Origin of the sequence: Mycoplana azooxidifex, assembly GCF_014196765.1 — a bacterium.
Taxonomy (GTDB): domain Bacteria; phylum Pseudomonadota; class Alphaproteobacteria; order Rhizobiales; family Rhizobiaceae; genus Mycoplana; species Mycoplana azooxidifex.
In genome coordinates, this window is sequence record NZ_JACIEE010000002.1 from 59531 (window position 1) to 80794 (window position 21264).

Genomic DNA, 21264 nt, shown 5'->3' on the forward strand with positions numbered 1-21264 from the left:
CGTGACACCTATCCTAGCCGAAAGTGCCGCGCCCCGGTCGCGGACCCAAAGACAGTCCATTCTGAGACAAATCATGGGCATGCCCGCAGGTGCCATCTTCCTCGTCTTCATGACGTTGCAGATCGTCTGCATCGCCGGCGCACTGCTCTTTCCGAATGAGTTCCGCTATCTGTCGCCGCAGAACCTGACGATCCTTATGAAGGCGATCCCCGTGCTCGGGTGCCTGGCGCTCGGCGCGGGCGTCTTGATGATCGCCGGCGAATTCGACCTTTCCATCGGCTCCGTCTACACGTTCACGGCCGTCCTGATGGCCTCGCTCGTCGGGGCCGGGCTGAGCGCCTTCGTCGCCGCACCGCTCGGCATTCTGGCCGGCGTGATGATCGGGCTGCTCAATGGCCATATCACGCTGCGCTTTGGCCTGCCGTCCTTCATCGTGACGCTGGGCGGCCTGCTGTTCTGGCGCGGCGCGGTACTGCTCTATAATGGCGCGGTCCAGGTACGCTTCGATCCGGAGCCGATCTTTACCAGCCTCTTTTCCGGAACGCTCCTCGGTATCAATGCCGCCTTCATCTGGATCGTCCTCTTCGTTGTCGGCTTCCATTTCCTCGTCCACCGCCATCGCTTCGGCAACCACGTCTTCGCGACAGGTGGAAATCGCGCTGCCGCTGAGGCAATCGGCATCAATACGAACCGTGTGAAACTCATCGCCTTTGCCATTGCGGGCGGCATGGCGGCGGTTGCGGGCATTCTTGCCACGACCCGCGTCGGCAGCGTGCAACCGGGTCAGGGCGCCGGCCTCGAGCTCCAGGCGATCGCCGCATGCGTCATTGGTGGCCTGTCGCTGCGCGGCGGCCGGGGCGCGATCATCGGCATCTTTCTCGGCGTGCTGCTCATCCACACGATCACCGACGTGCTGCTCCTCTTGCGCGCACCGGGTTTCTATCTCGACATGTTCATCGCAACGCTGATCGTGCTGGCCGCCATCTTCAACCATCTCATCGAGCGGCGAGGGCTTGCGTGATGTCGAACACCAACCTTCTCGAACTGCACAACATCTCCAAGAGCTTTGGCGCACTCACCGCGCTGCGTAACCTGAGCTTCCACATCGGTGAGGGGGAAGTCGTGGGTTTGCTGGGCGACAACGGCGCCGGCAAGTCGACGACCGTCAACCTCATCTCCGGAATTCACAAGCCGACCGACGGCTATCTCAGCATCGATGGCAAGAAGACCACCTTCACCTGCCGTTCGGATTCTGCGGATGCCGGCATCGAAACGATCTACCAGCACACGGCCCTGGTGGACTCGCTGTCGATCACCCGCAACATCTTCATGGGGCGCGAGCTGACGGATCGGTTCGGCTTTCTCCGGCAGCGCGAGATGCGCGACATCGCCATGGACGTGCTGCAGAATGCCGTGCACATCTCGGGGATCGACAGCCCGGACACCCTCGTCGGCAATCTCTCAGGCGGCCAGAAGCAGGCGGTCGCGATTGCCCGCGCCGTGTATTTCAAGAAGCGTGTGCTCCTTCTCGACGAGCCTACGTCGGCGCTCTCCGTGCGGGAAACCGAGGCGCTCCTGAACCAGGTGCTGAAGCTCAAGGCGGAGAATGTCTCCAGCGTACTGGTGACGCACAATATCTACCACGCCTACCAGGTTTGCGATCGTTTCGTGATCATGAGCCACGGAACCAAGGTGTTCGACGTCGACAAGGCCGACACCACGATCAACCAGTTGACCGAATATGTGGTGCTGACCTGATTCCTATTTCTGAAAGCAAGAGGCAAAAGCCGTGACAATTACCGTATCAGTACGCCAAGTCGTCGGACCGGAGGATGCCGAAAGGCGCAATACCCAGGGCCTGCGCGATGGCTTTGTGATCGAGGATCTGTTCCGCCCGGGCGAGATCAACCTCACCTACAGCCATCTCGACCGCATGATTGTCGGCGGCGTCGTGCCGGCCTCCGGGACGCTTGTGATCGACCATGTTCCCGAGACGGGAACGGAGCAGTTTCTCGAACGCCGCGAAGCGGCAATCGTCAATATCGGTGGCGCCGGCACGGTCAGCGTCGGCGGAAAGGACTATGTGCTCGGCTTTCAGGAGGCCGTCTATGTCGGAATGGGGCAGGGCGCGCTCGGCTTTGCGAGCGAGGATCCGCAAGCGCCGGCCCTGTTCTACGTCCTGAGCGCACCCGCGCATCGCACCTGCCGGACCGTGCACATCACGCGCGACATGGCGAAGAAGGTTGTCCTGGGTTCCGCAAACGAATCCAATGCCCGCACGATCAATCAGTACGTGCATCCGGACGTCTGCGAGAGTTGCCAGTTGTTGGTCGGTCTCACCATGTTCGAGCCGGGCTCGGTGTGGAACACCATGCCGGCGCATGTGCACGACCGCCGTATGGAGGTCTATCTCTATTTCGGCATGGACGAGGCGACGCGGATCTTCCACTTCATGGGCAAACCGAGCGAGACGCGGCATGTCGTCCTCAAGAACCTTGAAGCCGTGCTGTCGCCGGGCTGGTCGATCCACTCCGGCGCCGGTACCGGGCGTTACGCCTTCATCTGGGCCATGGCCGGCGATAACATGAGTTTTACCGACATGGACAAGGTGCCGATGGAAGAGCTTCGATGATCCGCTTCGATCTTGCCGGCCGCTCTGCGATCGTCACCGGCGCCAATACCGGCATCGGCCGGGCCATCGCCGTTGGGCTTGCGCAAGCAGGTGCCGATATCGTCGGTGTCGGTCGGTCGACCATGACGGAGACCGAGGCTGATGTCGTTTCCACTGGACGACGGTTCGTTTCCGTTACGGCCGACCTGTCCAAATCGGGCATCGGCGCAAAGGTCATCGCGGAGGCTCTCGCGGCCGGTGCTGCGCCGGACATCCTCGTCAACAATGCCGGCATCATCCGCCGCGCCGATGCCATCGAGTTCACCGAGGAGGATTGGGATGCGGTGCTCGACACCAACCTGAAATCCGTATTCTTTCTCTGTCAGGCCTTTGCGAAGGCGGCGATTGCGGCCGGGCGGCCGGCGAAGATCATCAACATCGCTTCGCTTCTCTCCTTCCAGGGCGGCATTCGTGTGCCGTCCTACACCGCGGCAAAGAGCGGCCTTGCGGGTCTCACGAAGCTGATGGCGAACGAATGGGCGGCCAAGGGCATCAACGTCAACGCCATTGCGCCGGGCTATGTCGAGACCAACAATACGGCAGCCCTGCGGGCAGACGCAGAGCGCAACGCCGACATATTGAAGCGCATTCCGGCCGGGCGTTGGGCGCAGCCTGACGATATTGTTGGCGCCGCGGTCTTCCTTGCGGCCCCCGCATCTGACTATATCCATGGCACCATCCTGCCGGTCGACGGCGGCTGGCTTGCCCGATGAAAGAACCGAAATGCCTTACTATTCGTTGCCTGAAAACATCGTCTGGACCGAAGTTGCGCCGGGAAACCACCGCGCAGTCTTGAGCGAGCGTCCGGAACTGATGCTGGTTGCCTTCCGCTTCGACAAGGGTGCCGTTGGCGCATTGCACTCGCACCCGCATACGCAGGTAAGCTACGTTGCCGAGGGAAACTTCGACGTCACGGTAGATGGCGTCACCAGCCACCTTGGCCCGGGAAGCAGCTTCATTGTCGCGCCAGATCTTGTCCATGGGGTGGTGGCTCTGACGGACGGGCTATTGATCGACACGTTTACTCCGCGACGCGACGACTTCCTGATGTCTCCATCGTGATGCGGCAGTAGCTGCGCAAAAGCAGGTCGGTGGGGCAGGAGTGGCGATCTTTGTGTAGCCACTCCCGCCGCGTCAAGCCTGGGAGGGCTTCAGGGTGCGCTGGTAGAGGCGGTTGAGCCAGGGAAGCACGATGACCAGCACCGTGGCGATCAAGATCGCCAGCGAAATGGGATGCGAGTAGAAGACGCTGGGGTCGCCGCGGGAGGCGATCAGGGTCCGGCGGACGCCGAGTTCCAGGAGCGGGCCGAGTACCACGCCCATGATCAGCGGCACGGAGGGATACTTCAGCTTCGCCATCACATATCCGAGCACGCCGAAGACGGCCATGATCAGCAGCGCCTCCAGACTGAGGTCGATGCTGTAGATACCGTAGATGACGATGCCCATGACGACCGAGAACAGCAGCCCGCGCGAGACGAAGATCGCCGCTGCGAGAAGCGGGGTCAGAAGGATGGTGATGAACACCAGCGCCAGGTTGCCGATGTAGAAGGTACCGAACAGCGTCCAGACGAACTCGCCCTGTTCCTGAAACAGGCGCGGCCCGGGTTGCAGGCCGACCATCAGCAGGCCGGCGAGCAGGACTGCGGTCGTGGCGGAGCCCGGAATGCCGAGCGTGAACAGCGTGACCATGTTGCCGTAGGAGGCGCTGTTGTTGGCGGCTTCCGGGGCGGCGACGCCGTCGAGCGCACCCTTGCCGAAAGTCTCGGGTTCCTTCGACATCTTCTTGGCCGCGCCATAGGCCATCATCGTGGACGCCGTGGCGCCGGCGCCGGGCAGAACGCCGATGACGAAGCCGATGAGCGAGCCGACGACGAGCGAGGTCTTGGTGGCGATGAGGTCGCCGAGCCGCGGCATCATCGAGCGGTAGCTGTAGGTGGCCGCATCCACCTTCTCCGGCGTATGCTCCTCGAGCGCCAGGAACATCTGGCCGAGGCCGAACATGCCGACCGCGATCAGCGAGAACTCGATGCCCTCGAGCAGCGCCATGCTGCCGAAGGTGAAGCGCGGGCCGCCCATGATCTGGTCGAGGCCGATCATTCCGAGCCACAGACCGATACCGAGCGCCAGGAAGCTCTTCAGATGATCCTCCGTGCCGAGCACGGTGACGAGCGACAGCGACAGCACCATCAGCGCCGTCATTTCGGTGGGGCCGAACATCAGCGCGTATCGTGAAACGATATTGGCCATCAGCGTCAGGCCGACGAGACCGATCAGGCCGCCGATGAAGGAGGCGTAGGTGGCGAGGCCGAGGGCGCGACCGGCCTGTCCCATCTTCGCCAGCGGATATCCGTCCATCACGGTCATGACGGAAGGCGCGTCGCCGGGGATGCCGAGCAGGATCGAGGTGACGGCGCCGCCGAACATCGCGCCGTAATAAACCCCGGCCAGCATGGCGAGCGCCACGGTCGGCTCGAAGCCGACGGCCACCGGCAGCATGATGGCGACGCCCGCGGTTGGGCCGAGCCCGGGCAGGGCGCCGATCAGGAGCCCGACGAGGGCGCCGACGAAGATGGCGAGAAGCATTCCGGGATCGGTCGCGGCCGTCGCGATGCCGTGTCCCAACAGTGTAAGCGTTTCCATAACAGTCTCCGGGGTCGGCGGGGACCCGCGTCAGTGGAGGTTGCGTGCCGGATGGCGGCTCAGAAGCCGAGCGGGCCGGTGACGAGCGGCACGCGGATGATCATGCCGAAGAGGATGTGGCAGACGACGACGGTGCCGATGCTGAGCCCTATGAGCTTCCAGCGGAATATGCCGCCCTTGCGGTGCGGCTCCTCGGTGAGATAGCCGATCACGATCATGGCGATGGCGGCGGCCGCGGCCATGCCGATGAGCGGGGCGGCGAAGACGAAGCCGACGATGGCGGCGGTGACGCCGGCGATGCCGAGCAGGACGGGCCGGGCGATCTCGCCCTTGATCCGCTCACGTCCGGCGAGGTCGCGCAGCAGGATGGCGGCGGCGAGAACGGTCATGAGCACGCCGGCGATCGCCGGGAAGAAGCCGGGACCCGGCACGGCACCACGATAGAGGCCGTAGTTCCAGGCGCTGATCGTGACGTAAAGACCGAGCACGAGCGCTGCGATCGTGAACATGCGGTCGAGAAGGGCGATCTTCATGAAATCCTCCCGGATATGCCTGAAGGGCGAATGGCTGCGCCGGTTTCCCGGCGCAGCGTGATCGTCACTTGATGAGGCCGAGGGACGTCATCAGCGCGGTGTAGTCGGCGTTGCGCTTGTCCATCTCCGCGGCGAACTCGGTGCCGGCCATGTATTTCGGAACGACCTTGAAGCGGTCGAGATACTGCGTCTTCCAGTTCTCGCTTTCCAGCGCCTTCTTGATCAGGTCCGCCCAGTAGGCGACCGCATCGTCGGGGGCGTTGGCGGGCATGACGAAGCCGCGAAGCTGCGTCAGCACCACGTCGAATCCGCTTTCCTTGATCGTCGGCACGTCCGGGAAGGCCGGCAGCCGCTCCTCGGAACTGACGGCGATCGGGCGCACGTCGCCGGACTGGATCAGCGGAAGCACCTCGCTCGGATTGCCGAACTGCACTTCGATGTGGCCACCGAGAAGGGCGGCCACCACTTCACCGTCGCCGCCGAAAGGAACGATGTCGGCCTCGATGCCCATCGCCGTTTCCAGGCGCTGCGCGAGCAGGGCGGGGTCGGCGACGATGCCGGTGGTGCCGGAGATCATCTTGCCGGCCGCCTTGATGTCCTGGAGGCTCTTGATCGGGGAATCCTTGGAGACCACCATGATGTAGGGGTCTTCGGAGACTGCGGCGAGCGGCTTGAAGTCCTTGTAGGTGACCGGAGATTCGCCGAGCAGCGGCGTGGTGAAGAAGCTGACGCCGATATTCGCCCACAGGTAGGGGTCATCGCTTCGCTTGGCCGCGTAGCTGTAGCCGACGGCGCCGCTGCCGCCCGTGCGGTTCTCGACGATGAAGTTCGATTCCGTCAGGTCCATCTTGGAGATGGTGTCGGTCAGGATGCGGGTGATGGTGTCGCTGCCGCCACCCGCCGAACTGGTGACGACGACCGTGACGTCGCGATCCGGCGCGAACGCATGTGCCGCGCCGGTGGAGAGAAGTCCCGCGGCGAAGGCGAGCGTGCGAACACCATGGCTGCTGAAACGATGCGATAGAATTGTCGACATTTAAGATTTCCTCCCAGATCCCATACGGCAAAATAGCCCGAAAAGCCACTCGATGGCCGCCTGAATCTCCCTCGACGGCACGACTTTCGATGTTCAGCAAACGCCTATGCGGCATAATTGTCAACAATAAGTTTCGAGATTTTTTTGTGATTTACCTGTGATGTTTAATATGAAAATGCAACAAGCTATTGATATACTACAACAAAATGCGACATCAGGGCTATTGCTTCATGTTCCGTCCCATGCGCAGAAGTGGTCATTGGTCTTAAAATTGCCGACACTTTCCAAAAATTGTTGACACTTAACCCCGCCAAGCTATGCTCAGCCCCAAGGAGACCTGATCATGCCGACAACCGAACTCTATCCCTCGCCGGAATCCGGTGCGGCGCAGTCGATCGCGACCGGCATCTATCGCGAGCTCGAGACGATGATCATCGAAGGTGCGCTTGCGCCGGGTGACCGCATCAACGAGAAGTCGTTCGCCGACCAACGGGGCATCAGCCGTGGGCCGATCCGCGAGGCCTGCCGGCGGCTGGAAGAGGCCGGGCTCGTCGAGTTCAAGGTCAATCGCGGCTTCTTCGTCCGCGTCCTCGACCTTCGCGAGGTCCTGGAAATCTACGATGTCCGGGCGGCGCTGTTCGCCCATGCGGGCCGGATTCTCGCGCGGCGGATCACCGGCGACCAGCTCGCCGAACTCACCGCGCTGCACGAGGAGATGGAGGCGGCGGTCGAGGCGCGGGAGGCGGATAGCTTCTATACGCTGAACAGGCGCTTCCATTCCTCCATCATGGCCTTCACCAGGAACGGTCATCTGGCCGACATCTACGAAGGCCTCGATCGCGAGCTGCACATCTGGCGCAAGCGCGCCCTTATCCTCGATGGCAACGTGCGGGCCTCGTCGGCCGAGCACGGGCTGATCCTCGAGGTCCTTAGAAACGGCAATCCCAGCCGGATCGCGCAGGTGCTGCGCGACCACAGTCTGGCCGGCCGAAACCGCCTGTTGCGCACCATGCCGGAGCAGGTGGCGAAGCTGCAGACGGACTGGGACGACGACTGAACACATTTCCCAAGTTGCAAGCCAATTAAAGAGGTTCCCATGTATACCCAGTCCGGTAAACCCATCGTCGCGATCTCGAACGGCGATCCGTCGGGCATCGGCCCCGAGATCACGCTGAAGGCGATGACGAAGGCGGAGGTGCGCGAGGTCGCCGCACCGATCGTCGTCGGCAGCCCGGAAGTGTTCGAGCGCGACCTCGCTTTGGCCGGCGCGCCGCTGAAGATCCGCCTGCTCGAAAAGGCGTCGGACGCCACCGGCGACGCCGGCACCGTCGAGATCCTGCCCTTCGACAGGCTCGATCTCTCGCAGTGCCCGCGCGGCGAGGTCTCGGCCGAAGCCGGCCGCTACAGCGGCTTCAGCATCGCGAAAGCCATCGAGCTTGGCATGGCGGGAACGGTTCACTCGGTGGTCGTTTCGCCGAACAACAAGCGCGCGATGAAGAATGGCGGCCACGAGCATACCGGCTTCGAGGAGATCGCCCGTCACTACACCGGCGCGAAGCGCTCCATCCAGATCCTGATGGGCCGCAAGTACAACCTCGCCCGCGTCACCAACCACGTTCCGCTGCGCCAGGTGGCCGACATCTGCACCCGCGAACGGGTGTTCGGCCAGATCAAGGTGCTGAAGGACAGCCTGGCGATGGTCGGCCTGAACGATCCGGTCATCGGCGTTTCCGGCCTCAACCCGCACAATGGCGAGCACGGTCTGATGGGCACCGAGGAGATGACCGACATCGGCCCGGCCTGCGACGATGCCCGCGCCGAGGGGCTGCGCGTCGTCGGCCCGATCCCGGCCGACACGGTGTTCGTCGACATCGACAAGCTCGGCCTCGACATCGTGCTGTCGATGTATCACGACCACGGCAATTCGGGCATCAAGATCCTCGAGTTCGGCCATCTGGTGAATTTCATCGGCGGCCTGCCGATCCCGGTCTTCACGGTCTCGCACGGCACCGCCTTCGACATCGCCGGCAGGGGCATCGCCGGCTCCACCAACATGGAGCTGTCGATCATCGCCGCGGCGAAGAGCGTCAGGGCGCATTGAGCGATGCTGCGCATCGGCCCCCACGTTTTTGGAGCGGGCGTCGTCCATGGCGCGGCCTATGCCGGTCATGACCACGACCAGATCGCGACGACGGAACGCTTCCTGCTCGATCCCGCGGTCCAGTGCGTCGAAGGCGCCTGGCAACTGGACGGGGAGGCGGCGGCCCGCCTGCGCGACCGCCTCTCCTGGTCGGGTTGCGACGTCGTCTACGTCGTCGGCGGCTTCATGCGCCGGCAGGGCATAGACCCGAGCGCGGCTATGGCAGACGCGCGGGCAAAGGCACTGGAAGCGTTGAAGGCGCTGGTGGAGACCGCCAGCGGCTATGGCGCGACGATGATGCTTCTCTGCTCCGGAGCCGATCCGGGGCCGGAGCGGCGAGCCGAAGCAATCGTCCATTTCGGCGCGGCGGTCGAGGCGCTCTGCGCACATGCACGGGTGATCCGGCCGGAGCGTCCGATGTGGATCACCGTCGAGCATTTCGACCGCGAACTCGACCAGAAGCGGCTGCTCGGCCCGACCGTGGAGGCGGCGGCGCTGCTGCGGGAGGTTCGCAAGCGCCACGCCAATGTCGGCATGACCATCGACCTCAGCCACGTCGTCCAGCTCGGCGAGGACGTCGAGGAGGCGGTGGCGGTCGCAGGTGATCTTCTGATCCATGCCCATGTCGCCAATTGCGGGCTGGACCGCGCCGTTGCCGCAACCTTCGGCGATTCGCATTGCCGCTTCGGTGCGGCGGGCGGCGCCGTCGTCCTCGCCGATGTCGTGCGCTTTCTCAAGGCGCTCGTCCGCAACGGTTACGGCGCGCGGGCGCTGCCGACGACGATGCCGATCATCACCGTCGAGATGAAGACGCCGCAGGGCGAGACGCCGGAACTGGTGCTCGCCAGCGGCTTGCGGATGCTCGCGCATGCTGCGATGCGTGCCGACATCGAACTGGCGCGGGAGGCGTCGGGCGTACAGGGGGCAGAACCATGAAATCCAGGCCGCGGATCGTCCTCTATCATGCGACGCCGGTCGCGATGGAACCGGTGATATCGTCCATGGCGCGGCTGTGGCCCGAGGCCGAAGCCGTCAACCTGCTCGACGACGGATTGACCATCGACCGGGCGAAGGAGGGGGCGGAACTGTCCGACGAACTCACCGGGCGCTTCGTCGATTTCGGCCGCTACGCGCACCGGATCGGCGCCGACGGCATCCTGGTGACCTGCTCGGCCTTCGGGCCTGCGATCGAAAAGATGGCCGACGAACTGCCCGTTCCGGTGCTGAAGCCGAACGAGGCCATGTTCCGCGACGCGATCACGGCCGGCGGGCGCATCGGCATGCTTGCGACCTTCGCCCCTGCCGTCTCGACGATGACGGAGGAGTTCGGCCAGTTCGCTTCGGACACTGGCTCTGCTGCGACGCTGGACACGATCGTCGTCGCTGATGCCATCGATCTGTTGCGCAAGGGGGACGCGGCTGCGCACAACCGTCTCGTCGCGTCCCGCGCGCCGGAGCTCGCAAAGCATGACGCGATCATGCTGGCGCACTTCTCGACGTCGCGGGCGGTGGAGGCCGTGCGGGCGGTCGTCGACGTGCCCGTGCTGTCCGCGCCAGATGCGGCGGTCCTGCGCATGCGCGTGCTTGTCAACGGAGAGTGACGATGCTTCTCGGTGTCATAGCCGACGACTTCACAGGCGCCGGCGACATCGCCAACACCCTGGCCAAGGGGCTTCCCGGCCAGGGCGGGCTGGTCGTGGCGCAATACATGGGCGTGCCGTCCGAGGCTGCGGACCCCTTGATCGAGGCCGGCGTCGTCTCGCTGAAGACGCGCTCGATCCCGGCCGCCGATGCCGTTGCCCAGTCGCTCGCTGCGCTGCGGTGGCTGCGGGAGCAGGGATGCCGGCAGATCGTCTTCAAGTACTGCTCGACTTTCGATTCGACGCCCGAGGGCAATATCGGCCCGGTCGGCGAGGCGCTGGCCGATGCGCTCTGCGTCAAGGGCGTGCTCGCCTGCCCGGCGTTCCCGCAGGTCGGCCGGACGGTGTATCAGGGGCACCTCTTCGTGCACGACAGGCTGCTGAACGAGTCCGGCATGGAGAACCATCCGCTGACGCCGATGTCGGATTCGGACATACGGCGCTGGCTGTCGCGGCAGGCGAAGAACCCAGTCGGTCTGTTACCTGCATCGGTGGTCCGAGCGGGAGCCGACGCGGTCAGTTCGGCGCTCGTGGCCGCTGCGGACCGTGGCGAAACGCTCGTCATCGCCGATGCGGCGATCGATGACGATCTCGTCGTGCTGGGGCGGGCTGCGGCCACAGCGCCGCTGATTACCGGAGGTTCGGGGATCGCGATCGGCCTTCCCGGCAATTTTATAGCCGCGGGGCTGGCCCGGGGCTCGGACACCGCTTTCGAGGGAGTGACCGGGCCGGAGGCTATTCTCGCCGGGAGTTGCTCCGGCGCGACGCGGGGCCAGATCGAGGTCCATGCCAGGGAGCATCCGGTCCTGCCGCTGTCCGTGGACGCCATCATGAGCGGCGACACTGACGAGGACGACCTGATCGCCTTCTTCGAAAAGCACCGCGGCGGGAAGCCGCTCGCCTATTCGTCCGGCACGCCGCAGGACGTGGCGGTCGCACAGGCGCGCTACGGCCGCAAAGTGCTGGCGGATCGGCTCGACACGCTGTTTGCGCAGACCGCGCGGCGGCTGGTGGATTCGGGCGTCACGCGGCTGGTGGTCGCCGGCGGCGAGACCTCCGGTGCGGTGGCGCAGGCGCTGGAGCTCGGCGATCTTCGGATCGGACCGGAGATCGATGCCGGTGTCCCGATCCTGGTCAGCGGCAAGCGGGGGATCGCCCTGGCGCTGAAATCCGGCAATTTCGGCCGAGCGACTTTCTTCTCCCACGCCGTCGATGCTCTGGAGGGCAAGGTTTGACTTGCAGCATCGCCGGCGGCCCGGTGTCTTGCCGATGCCGGACAAAAGAACCGGAACGGTTCACCCTCGATCCGATCCACCGATTTCCGGGACTGAATATTTTGGTGTCAACATCTCGAACCGGTCCCTGATCGTTGAACAGGTATCGCCGCCAAGCCGTGCGATTGCGTCGATCGCATCGGGGTCGACGTGCAGGCGTTCGTCGACCGCGCCTTCCCGATAATGCGCGCAGACGATCTCGCCCATGATGATCTGCCGCGACTTGCCGAGTTCCAGCGTGACGTGGCGTCGGCATTCGAAGGCGGCCGGTGCTTCTGCAATCCAAGGGGACGCGACCTTCGTGCCGGGCATCGCGGTCAGGCCTGCCTCCTTCAGTTCATCGACGCCGCGCGGATATTTCGACGCGCAGGCATGCATGGCCTCGGCGATGGCAAAGGACACGATATTGACCGTGAACACCTCGGTCATGCGGATATTGTGACCGGTATCCTTGAACGACATGTCGGGGTTGTTCTCGACGCCCAGCGCCAGGATCGGCGGATCGGCTGACAGGCAGTTGAAGAAGCTGAACGGGGCAGCGTTGATGCGGCCGTTCTCGTCCACGGTCGTCACCAGGGCGATGGGGCGGGGAATGACCGTGCCGATCATCAGCTTGTAGCGATCGCGGGCACTCAGCGTCGTGAAGTCGAACGAAACCGTCCCGCTGTTTGCAGGTTCCCCGGCAGCGATGGCTGACATGATCAGAGTCCTTTTATCTTGGCGGCATAGGGCGCGAGCAGATCGCGGATATCCCGTTCCGGCTTTGCTTCCAGCATGGCCCGGCTCGCGACCGAGGCCAGGTGACCGTCCATCAGTTCGTTGGCGCGGTTCGCATCGCCTCTGGCCAATGCGTCGACGATCTGGCGATGCTCGTCCACGCCGCAGTCGGCGGAGTGCGGACGGCCGTACATGGCAAGGATGAGCGAGCATCGCGACACCACTTCGGTGACGTAGCGGATCAACAACTGGTTGCCCGTCATTCGCGCCAGGAGCAGGTGGAATTCGCCGGCGAGCCTGATCGATTCCCTCTCGTCGACGCCGGAGACCGCGTGCTCCTTGTCGACGAATTTCGTCAGCGCGGCGATCTCGGCGGGCTTCAGCTTGCCTGCCAGCAGACCCGTGACCGTACGCTCCAGGCCACGACGGACCATGAAGATATCGCGTCCTTCTTCGAGCGACGGGTTTGCGACATAGGCGCCTTTGTTCGGTTTCAACTCGACCAATCCTTCCACGGCAAGGCGGCCCAGCGCCTCCCTTGCTATGGTGCGGCTGGTTCCGAATGTCTCCCCGATGGCATCTTCGGGCAGACGTGCGCCTGGTTGCAGTTTCTGTTCGATGATCGCCTGACGAAGGGCCTCCTGGACGGCTTCGGTTCGTGAGGCGGGAATGGGTTTTGCCGCGATGTCGGTGTCGTCGGCAGGCGGACCCTTGCCCTTGGCGGTCGGGTCGTTCACCGAACGAGCCGTCCCGCCGCTTTGCGCGTTCTTCGTTGTCATTTCCCTGCCTTCTTCATGTCGACCCAGGCCTTGAGGATGTCGGTGGCTTCCTCGTCCATGCTCTGCGCATTCGGCATCGAACGGTCGGCGATGAGCGCCCCGGCAGCCTGGCGGACCTTCTCGACGTCGATGGGATGCCGCTGCTCTTTCGTCAAACCTTCGAACGCCGCACCTGCCTGGGCCATCGACGCCGCGTAGAAGAGACGCGATATACCCGCAACCTCCATGGTTGCAACACACATCGCGCAGGGTTCGCAGGATGTGTACATGTCCGCACCCGTCAGATCGACGCATTCTAGCTTGCGGCAGGCATCGCGCATCGCTTCGATCTCGCCATGGGACGTGGGATCGAAGTGGGCAAGGGAATGATTCAGGCCCTCGCCGACGATCTTTCCGTCCAGCACGACGACCGCCCCGAACGGTTCCGTTCCGGGCTTGCTCAGCGATTGGCGCGAAAGTTCCACCGCTTTCCTCATGAAGTCTTCGTTGTACGTCATCGTGTCTCCTTCCCGTTTCTTGATTTTCATCACGCGGCTTGCGGCAGCAGCCATGCGTGTTGCGGTTGCCAGTTCAGGTCGAACCGCCTTCCCGGCGTCAGATCGAGGGCATCGATCTCGTGCTGCTGTTTCTGGACGCGGAACTCCTGGCCGTCGACATCGAAGAAGATCGTCTGGGTCGAGCCGACGAATTCGATGCCGATGACATTGCCGGTGACGCGGTTTGCCGCGCCCCCATCCTTGGCCGCGTCAGACAGCGTAACGCGGTCGGCGGCGATGACGAAGCTGACTTTGCCTTCCGAGGTTGGGCTAGACTTCGCGGGCACGGTGAAACGGCCCAGTGGCCCATCGATCCGAACATCGGTGCCTTCGTGCCCCGCGACATTGCCACTGACGATGTTGTTCATGCCCATGAATTCGGCGACGAAAGCGTTGGCCGGCTCGCGGTAGACATCCTGCGGCCGTCCCGTCTGCTGGATGGTCCCGTCATTCATCAGGACGATCCGGTCAGCGAGCGCGAAAGCTTCCGACTGCGCATGCGTGACGTAGACGAATGTGATGCCGAGTTCCTTGTGAAGTCGGGACAACTCGGTCTGCATGCGCACACGCAAATGCGCGTCGAGCGCGGAGAGAGGCTCGTCCAGCAGCAGGATCGACGGCTGCGTCACCAGCGAACGCGCGATGGCGACGCGCTGGCGCTGGCCGCCGGAGAGTTGCGAGATGCCGCGCTCTGCCATCGTGCCAAGGCCCAGGCGTTCGAGCCACTCCATCGCCCGTTTGCGGCGTTCGATCTTGCCGATCTTCTTCATGCGCAGCGGGAATTCGACGTTCTCGACCACAGAGAGAAACGGAAAGAGCGCCAGGCTCTGCCACACCATCGGCGTATCGCGTTGAAAGGCGGGGATGCCGCTCATGCTGCGCCCGCCGATGCGGATATCGCCGCCGGTGGGTTCGTCCAGTCCGGCAAGCAGCCGAAGCGTGGTCGACTTGCCGCATCCCGACGGCCCCATCAGCGCGATGAACTCGCCGCTCTTGATGTCGAGATTGATGCCCTTGACGGCGTGGTGACCGGCATAGCGCTTGTCGAGGTGGTCCAAGGTCACGAATGCATCTGACATGGCTTCTGCCTTTTCTAGGAACTGGACGACGCGGCCTTGCCGGCGCGCACGCTGGTAAAACGCTGGGCGACGAGGACAAGGAGGACGCTGATGATGAGGACGATGGTGCCGATGGCGTTGATCTTCGGATTGACCTGACCCTGCAGCAGATTGAGGATTCTGACCGGCAAGGTCTCGTTCACGCCGCCGACGAACCAGGCAATCAGGAACTCGTCGAAGGAAACGGCGGCCGACAGGAAGAACGAGGCGATCAAGGCCGGCTTGCAGAAGGGCACGACGACGGTGAACAGCGTCGCCACGGGGGATGCCCCGAGGTTCCAGGCGGCTGGCTCCAGATCGCGCGAGAATTCGCCGAGCCGCAGCCGGATGATGGCCATGGCGAAGGATGTTGCAATGGCGACATGGCAGGCAATGATGGCCTCGACGCTGCCGAAGAGACCAAGGCGGGACAGGAAGGCGAGCATGGCCATGCCGAGAATGCTGACCGGCACGGCAGGGGGAATGGCCACCAGCAGGCCGAACAGCGTCTTGCCGCGAAACATGTAGCGGTAGTCGATATAGGCAGCGGCGAAGCCGAGCAGGGTGGCGATGATCGCCGTACCGAGGCCGACGATCAGGCTGTTGAGAAAGGCGTCGCGGATCATGGCGTCTTCGAACACCGCCTGATGCCACTGCAGGCTGAAGCCGCCCCATGGGATCGTGGGAAAACGATTGGCGTCGAAGGAGAACACGGCGATCACCAGCATCGGCGTGGCGATGAACAGGGCGATCGCGGCGATCAGCGTGTACTGTCCGATCCGGGAGAGGGCCGTGGAAAGATTGGCCGGCATCACTTGCCTCCTGCCTGGATTTTGCGGTCGCGCCCGAGAAAGTTTGCCAGCAGGAACACGAGGGCAAGAATGGCGAGCATGATGACGCCGATCACCGAGGCGCGGGGCCACTGGGAGCCGGATTTCACGGTATCGACGATCAGGATCGACAATGTCGGCGGCTTGCTTCCGGTCATGAACAGCGGGCTGATGTAATCGCCGAAGGACATCAGGAATGCGGTCGAGCCGGCAAGGAAGGTCGCATTGCGGATGGATGGCATCAGCACATGCAGGATCACCTTGCTGCGCCTGCATCCGAGATTTTCCGCAGCCTCGACCAGGTTCCGGTCGATGCCGGAGAAAGCAAGGACGAGGATGAGGATCGCGACGGGCAGCGTCAGCGTCAAGAGCCCGACCTGAAGCGCGAACTGCCCTCCCAGAAGCGGCAGGCCATCGAGCCCCGCCATCCTGATCAGGCTGTTGACGATGCCGTCCGGGCTGAGAACGATCTGCCAGGCGTAGATGCGCAGCATGTAGCTCGAAAAGACGGGCACGATCAGAAAGGTGATGGCCAGGTCGCGCAACTTCTGCGACAGGCGAAACGAGATCGTATAGGCGGCAGGCAAGGCGACGATCAGCGTGAGCGCCGTGCAGAGCACGGCGACCTCGCCCGTATAGGCCAGCGCCCGCTGGAACGGGACGGAGAAGATGATCTTCGTCCAGTTGTCGAAGGAAAAGTCCGGCTCCAGACGGAACGACCGGACCTTCCAGAACGTGACGACAATCAGGAAGACGAGCGGTGCGGCGAAGAATACCAGTTGCCAGGCGAGAACGGGAAGTCCCAGCATGACAGGCATGGTCGCAGGCGATGCAGTGTAGCGGGCGCGGAACAATCCGCGCTCCGTTGCCGGTGCTTTCACCGGCGGCATGGATGCTTCGATATCTGTCATGGCAAGGGGTTCCCGTTCCGGACGCGATCACAGGCTCTTGAATTCGCTCCAGACGTCATTCCAGTCCTCGATGGACTGTTCGGACGGCAACTGCCGGAACTGGATCTTCTTGGCCTTGTATTCGTCCATGACGTTCGGTTTATCGAGCTGCAGGCGCAGGATTTCGGCATCCTTCGGCATGGTCTCGTTCAGCAGCTTCCAGCCGGCGATGGATGGGATCGACTTCTTGTTGTCGACCTTGGTCGCCATCTTGACCTGGCCTTCCGGAGAGGTCGTGTACTGGATGAACTTGCGGGCGAGGTCCTTCTTCGGCGTGCCCTTCACGATGGAAAGCGATTCCGTCCACTGCAGGCCGCCTTCGTCGGGAATGATCGTATCGACGGGAACGCCGTTCAGGCGCAGGCCGAGCGTGATCCATTCGCCGATACCGGGAACGAGCTGGGCCTGGCCGTTGGTCAGCGACGAGAAGATGTCGGCGATCGTGTAGAAACCGGAGGCCTGCGGTTTCAGGGTGAAGAGCTTCTCCTTGACGGCCTCGAACTTGTCTTCCGAAAGATCGAAAGGCGGCAGGTTTCCGTTGGAAAGGCTGATGGAACCCATCGATGGCAGGTACCAGTCGAAAAAGCCGACCTTGCCCTTTGCCTTCTCCGACCACATGGCGGCGTAGGACTTCACCTCCTCCGGCTTGAAGACATCGGTGTTGTAGGACAGGCCAAGATAGCCGAAATCCGTCATCACGCCGTAGAGCTGTCCGTCGAACCAGTGCAGCGGGAATTTCTGGAATTCCGGCCAGAAGTCCTTGAGCGGATAATCGTCAGGATCGAGCGGCTCGATGAAATCGGATGCATGCAGCAAGTGCATGTATTCCGCGTCTGCCAGGACGACGTCGAACGAGCCGGGAGGCGACTGGTTGATGACCGCCAGCATCTGGTCGCCGCCGACATATTCCTTGATCTTGACCTTGACGTTGTTGGCTTTTTCGAATTCCGCGATGAGGTACGGGTCCGCATTGCCGGGCCACGAGAGATAGTTCAGGACATTCGGGTCGTCGGCATAGGCGCTGGACCATTGGCTCGAAGCTGCCAGAGCAGCGCCTGCCGCGCCCGCCTTGAGAAAACCGCGTCGGCTGATGTCACCTGACATGAAATTCGGGATGCGCATGTGCTGCTCCTTATGGGTTCGTTATCGCATGCAATCGGTGCACGCAATTCCATAAGCAAGCGGTATGCCAGTTTCTCAGGTATAAAATAGTTGAATAGAATCAATGGTTGATGGCGGCTGGTTGTTTTGGAAGGTTTCTGTGGCTGCCCGCTTCGGATGCATCAAATCTATGCATTGATTAAATCGCATGCATATATACCAGTCATATCGCATGCGATTTTTGCGCGGAACCGCATTGGTTCCATCGGCGCCGGAAGCCGCGGCCGGGGTTTGCCGTGAGATATCCCCAGCCAGCGGCTCTATTCATGTCGGAGGCGCCGGCCTGTGCTCCTGCCGACGCTATCGTCTTTTGTGCAAGCGGGGCTCGCTCAGCGGCCGAGGACCGCTTCGATCGCCTGGGCTGCCGCCTTCACGACGGTGTCGGCTTCGTCGCGGGTCAGGCACAGCGGCGGCGCGAAGCCGAGGATGTCGCCCTGCGGCATGGCGCGGCCGATGACGCCGCGTTCCAGAAGGGCAGCCGAGACCTGCGGGCCGATCTTGCGGGCGGGGTCGAAGAAAACGCGGTCGTCCTTGTCTTCGACGAATTCGACCGCAGCCATCAACCCGTCGCCGCGCACGTCGCCGACGTTTCTGTGGTGGCCGACGGCCTTTGCCAACTCGGCGCGGAAATAGGCGCCGGTGGAGCCGGCATTCTCGACGAGGCCGAGTTCATCGACGAGCTCGAGATTTGCCACGCCGGCTGCGGCGCAGATGGGGTGGGCGGAATAGGTCCAGCCATGGCCGATCGCCCCCATCTTGTCCGAGCCCTGCACCAGAACCTGCCAGACCTTGTCGGAGACGATCGAGCCGGACAGCGGTGCATAGGCCGAGGTCAGGCCCTTGGCGATGGTGATCAGGTCGGGCTTCATGCCGTAATGATCGGAGCCGAACATCGAGCCGAGGCGCCCGAAGCCGGTGACCACCTCGTCGGCGACGAGCAGGATGTCGTATTTCTCCAGCACCGCCTGGATCTTCTGCCAGTAGCCCTGCGGCGGGGGAACGATCCCGCCGGTTCCGAGGATCGGCTCGCCGATGAAGGCGGCGATGGTGTCGGGGCCTTCGGCGAGGATCATCTCTTCCAGCTTGTCGGCGCAATATTGCGAGAACTGTTCCTCGCTCATCGCGCGGTCCGGCCGGCGGAAATAATAGGGTGCTTCGGTGTGCAGGATCGGCGCGCGCGGCAGGTCGAACAGATTGTGGAACAGTTCGAGGCCGGTCAGCGATCCGGTCATGACGCCGGAGCCATGATAGCCGCGCCAGCGCGAAATGATCTTCTTCTTCTCCGGACGCCCGAGGATGTTGTTGTAGTACCAGATCAGCTTGATGTTGGTCTCGTTGGCATCCGAGCCGGACAGACCGAAATAGACGCGGCTCATGCCTTCCGGCGCGCGGTTGATGATCATCTTCGACAGCGTGATCGAGGCCTCGGTGCCGTGGCCGACATAGGCGTGGTAGTAGGCGAGGTTCTTGGCTTGCTCGGCGATCGCATCGGAGATCTTCTGGCGACCGTAGCCGACATTGACGCAATAGAGCCCGGCAAAGGCATCGAGGCTCGTCTTGCCGTTCGTGTCGGTGATGTGGACGCCTTCGCCGCCGGCGATGATGCGCGTCGGCGTTTCGCCGCGGGCGTGCATGCCCATGTGGGTGGACGGGTGGAAGAAGTGGTCGCGGTCCCAGGCGGTCATTTCATTGCTGTGTTCGGGCATGCTGCTTTCCTTTTCCGTATATTGGGTGCCGGCCTCGCGAGGCGTCAGGCGGCCGTGTCGATGCAGAGATATTTGAGTTCGGTGAAGGCCTCGATCCCGTGGCGGGAGCCTTCGCGGCCGATGCCGGACTGCTTCCAGCCGCCGAAGGGGATCGGGCCGCCGGTGATCTTGACGCGGTTGATCGCCACCATGCCATATTCCAGCGCCCGGCCAAGCCGCATCTGGCGGGCGCCGTTCTCCGTGACGACATAGGCGACCAGGCCGTATTCGCTGTCGTTGGCCCTGGCGATGACCTCGGCTTCGGTGTCGAAGGCGGTGATCGCTGCGACCGGCCCGAAGGTTTCCTCGCGCATGATCAGCGCATCGTCGGGCACGTCTGTAAGAAGCGTCGGTGTGTAGAACAGCGGGCCGGCCGAATGGATCTTGCCGCCGGTGATGCAGCGCGCGCCCCGCCGGATGGCGTCTTTGACCTGCTCGCCCACCTTTTCGATGGCGCGCGCATGCATCAGCGGGCCGATCTCGACGCCGGGCTCAAGGCCGTCGCCGACCTTCAGGGCCTCGATGCGTGCCTTGAAGGCGGCGTTGAAGGCTTCCAGGATGGGGCGCTGGACATAGATGCGGTTGGCGGCGAGGCAATCCTGGCCGGAGGTCGCGAACTTGGCATTGATGGCGATGTCCACGGCCTTGCCGATATCCGCATCGTCGAAGACGACCAGCGGTGCGTGCCCGCCGAGTTCCATCACCAGCCGCTTCATGGTCGAGGCACACTGCCCGGTGATGATCCTGCCGACCTCGGTCGAGCCGGTGAAACTGAGGGCCCGGACGCGGTGATCCTCGCACATCCGCCCGACGATCGTGGCGGCATCGCCGGTGACGACGTTGAAGACACCGGCCGGAAGGCCGGCCCGCTCGCCGAGCTCCGCCAGCGCCAGCGCGGACAGGGGCGTCTCGGACGAGGGATGCGCGACCACCGTGCAGCCGGCGGCGAGTGCCGCTGCCGCCTTGCGGGTGACCATGGCGGAGGGGAAGTTCCAGGGCGTGACGATGCCGACGACGCCGAGCGCCTCGCGGCGCACGATCATCTCGGCGCCCGCAAGATGGCTGGTCACGCTCTCGGCATTCAGCCGCTTGCCCTCCTCGGCATACCATTCGATGAACGAGGCCGCATAGGCGATCTCGCCCTGCGATTCAGACAGCGGCTTTCCCTGCTCCAGTGTCATGATCAGCGCGAGATCGTCCTTGGCCGACAGCATCAGGTCGTACCAGCGCCGCAGGATCGCCGCACGATCCTGCGGAAGCATTGCGCGCCATTTCGCGAACGCAGCCGATGCCGCGTCGATGGCGCCTCCCGTCTCGTCGGCATCCAGCGCGGAAACCCAGGCGAGCGGCACGGAGGACGCGGGATCGCGAACCTCGAAAGTGCGGTTTGCCGCGTTGGCGACCCAGCGGCCGCCGACATAGGCCAGCGATTTGAGGAGATGTCTGTCCTTCAGGCGCTCAAGCGCATCATGGCAGGCAGGTCGTGCGAATACGGCATTCATCTCCGGCTCC

General features: G+C 63.5%; 22 protein-coding genes. 10 read left to right on the top strand and 12 right to left on the bottom strand.

Annotated elements, in window-relative coordinates:
- Position 1 precedes the first annotated feature (1 nt).
- The 5 genes from GGQ64_RS03700 to GGQ64_RS03720 are packed head-to-tail and all read left to right on the top strand — an operon-like array spanning position 2 to position 3733.
- Positions 2-1021 carry an ABC transporter permease subunit gene (locus GGQ64_RS03700; RefSeq protein ID WP_183799325.1) on the top strand — a complete coding sequence of 340 codons (1020 nt, stop codon included), beginning with the start codon at positions 2-4 and terminating at the stop codon, positions 1019-1021.
- Positions 1021-1758, top strand: a complete 738-nt coding sequence (locus GGQ64_RS03705; RefSeq protein WP_183799328.1) for an ATP-binding cassette domain-containing protein — start codon at positions 1021-1023, stop codon at positions 1756-1758. The genes GGQ64_RS03700 and GGQ64_RS03705 overlap by 1 nt, the downstream gene beginning before the upstream one ends.
- A 31-nt stretch (positions 1759-1789) precedes the next feature.
- Positions 1790-2632: a 5-dehydro-4-deoxy-D-glucuronate isomerase gene (gene kduI, locus GGQ64_RS03710; RefSeq protein WP_183799331.1), complete on the top strand. Its 843-nt coding sequence runs from the start codon at positions 1790-1792 to the stop codon at positions 2630-2632.
- The gene (gene kduD, locus GGQ64_RS03715; protein WP_183799334.1) at positions 2629-3384 is read left to right on the top strand and encodes a 2-dehydro-3-deoxy-D-gluconate 5-dehydrogenase KduD; all 756 of its coding nucleotides are present in this window, start codon (positions 2629-2631) and stop codon (positions 3382-3384) included. Before kduI ends, kduD begins: the two co-directional genes overlap by 4 nt.
- A 10-nt stretch (positions 3385-3394) precedes the next feature.
- Entirely contained in the window at positions 3395-3733 is a 339-nt protein-coding gene (locus GGQ64_RS03720; protein ID WP_183799338.1) for a cupin domain-containing protein, read from the top strand.
- A gap of 72 nt (positions 3734-3805) precedes the next feature.
- On the opposite strand, the gene GGQ64_RS03725 is transcribed toward GGQ64_RS03720, so the two are convergent.
- The 3 genes from GGQ64_RS03725 to GGQ64_RS03735 all read right to left on the bottom strand — a co-directional run bounded on the left by GGQ64_RS03725 (position 3806) and on the right by GGQ64_RS03735 (position 6883).
- Entirely contained in the window at positions 3806-5314 is a 1509-nt protein-coding gene (locus GGQ64_RS03725; protein ID WP_183799341.1) for a tripartite tricarboxylate transporter permease, read from the bottom strand.
- Positions 5315-5373: 59 nt separating this feature from the next.
- Positions 5374-5847, bottom strand: coding sequence for a tripartite tricarboxylate transporter TctB family protein (locus tag GGQ64_RS03730; RefSeq protein ID WP_183799345.1), 474 nt, complete (start codon positions 5845-5847; stop codon positions 5374-5376).
- A gap of 64 nt (positions 5848-5911) precedes the next feature.
- Positions 5912-6883, bottom strand: coding sequence for a Bug family tripartite tricarboxylate transporter substrate binding protein (locus GGQ64_RS03735; RefSeq protein WP_183799348.1), 972 nt, complete (start codon positions 6881-6883; stop codon positions 5912-5914).
- A gap of 343 nt (positions 6884-7226) precedes the next feature.
- Here GGQ64_RS03735 and GGQ64_RS03740 point away from each other — a divergent pair, with 343 nt between their 5' ends.
- The 5 genes from GGQ64_RS03740 to otnK are packed head-to-tail and all read left to right on the top strand — an operon-like array spanning position 7227 to position 11898.
- Positions 7227-7940: an FCD domain-containing protein gene (locus tag GGQ64_RS03740; protein ID WP_183799352.1), complete on the top strand. Its 714-nt coding sequence runs from the start codon at positions 7227-7229 to the stop codon at positions 7938-7940.
- 39 nt (positions 7941-7979) lie between these two features.
- On the top strand, positions 7980-8984 hold the full coding sequence (locus tag GGQ64_RS03745; protein ID WP_183799355.1) for a PdxA family dehydrogenase: 1005 nt from the start codon (positions 7980-7982) through the stop codon (positions 8982-8984).
- A gap of 3 nt (positions 8985-8987) precedes the next feature.
- Positions 8988-9959 carry a sugar phosphate isomerase/epimerase family protein gene (locus tag GGQ64_RS03750; protein WP_183799358.1) on the top strand — a complete coding sequence of 324 codons (972 nt, stop codon included), beginning with the start codon at positions 8988-8990 and terminating at the stop codon, positions 9957-9959.
- The gene (locus GGQ64_RS03755) at positions 9956-10624 is read left to right on the top strand and encodes an aspartate/glutamate racemase family protein (protein WP_183799363.1); all 669 of its coding nucleotides are present in this window, start codon (positions 9956-9958) and stop codon (positions 10622-10624) included. The genes GGQ64_RS03750 and GGQ64_RS03755 overlap by 4 nt, the downstream gene beginning before the upstream one ends.
- Before the next feature lie 2 nt (positions 10625-10626).
- Complete coding sequence (otnK, locus tag GGQ64_RS03760) at positions 10627-11898, top strand: 3-oxo-tetronate kinase (protein WP_183799365.1); 1272 nt, start codon at positions 10627-10629, stop codon at positions 11896-11898.
- 60 nt (positions 11899-11958) lie between these two features.
- Here the strand turns inward: otnK and GGQ64_RS03765 are convergent, their stop codons facing one another.
- From GGQ64_RS03765 to GGQ64_RS03805, 9 genes are all read right to left on the bottom strand, one after another.
- Complete coding sequence (locus tag GGQ64_RS03765; RefSeq protein ID WP_425488485.1) at positions 11959-12636, bottom strand: flavin reductase family protein; 678 nt, start codon at positions 12634-12636, stop codon at positions 11959-11961.
- A 2-nt stretch (positions 12637-12638) separates the two neighbouring features.
- Positions 12639-13433, bottom strand: a complete 795-nt coding sequence (locus tag GGQ64_RS03770; protein ID WP_183799369.1) for a GntR family transcriptional regulator — start codon at positions 13431-13433, stop codon at positions 12639-12641.
- On the bottom strand, positions 13430-13984 hold the full coding sequence (locus GGQ64_RS03775) for a nucleoside deaminase (RefSeq protein WP_210300137.1): 555 nt from the start codon (positions 13982-13984) through the stop codon (positions 13430-13432). The genes GGQ64_RS03770 and GGQ64_RS03775 overlap by 4 nt, the downstream gene beginning before the upstream one ends.
- Entirely contained in the window at positions 13960-15048 is a 1089-nt protein-coding gene (locus tag GGQ64_RS03780) for an ABC transporter ATP-binding protein (protein ID WP_183799372.1), read from the bottom strand. Before GGQ64_RS03780 ends, GGQ64_RS03775 begins: the two co-directional genes overlap by 25 nt.
- 14 nt (positions 15049-15062) lie before the next feature.
- Complete coding sequence (locus GGQ64_RS03785) at positions 15063-15878, bottom strand: ABC transporter permease (RefSeq protein ID WP_183799375.1); 816 nt, start codon at positions 15876-15878, stop codon at positions 15063-15065.
- Positions 15878-16807, bottom strand: coding sequence for an ABC transporter permease (locus GGQ64_RS03790; RefSeq protein ID WP_183799378.1), 930 nt, complete (start codon positions 16805-16807; stop codon positions 15878-15880). The genes GGQ64_RS03785 and GGQ64_RS03790 overlap by 1 nt, the downstream gene beginning before the upstream one ends.
- A 27-nt stretch (positions 16808-16834) precedes the next feature.
- Positions 16835-17968 (bottom strand): ABC transporter substrate-binding protein, encoded by a 1134-nt coding sequence (locus GGQ64_RS03795; protein WP_183799381.1) that lies wholly within the window; start codon positions 17966-17968, stop codon positions 16835-16837.
- Between the two features lie 368 nt (positions 17969-18336).
- Complete coding sequence (locus tag GGQ64_RS03800; protein ID WP_183799385.1) at positions 18337-19713, bottom strand: aspartate aminotransferase family protein; 1377 nt, start codon at positions 19711-19713, stop codon at positions 18337-18339.
- Between the two features lie 44 nt (positions 19714-19757).
- Complete coding sequence (locus tag GGQ64_RS03805; RefSeq protein WP_183799388.1) at positions 19758-21254, bottom strand: NAD-dependent succinate-semialdehyde dehydrogenase; 1497 nt, start codon at positions 21252-21254, stop codon at positions 19758-19760.
- Between the last annotated feature and the right edge of the window lie 10 nt (positions 21255-21264).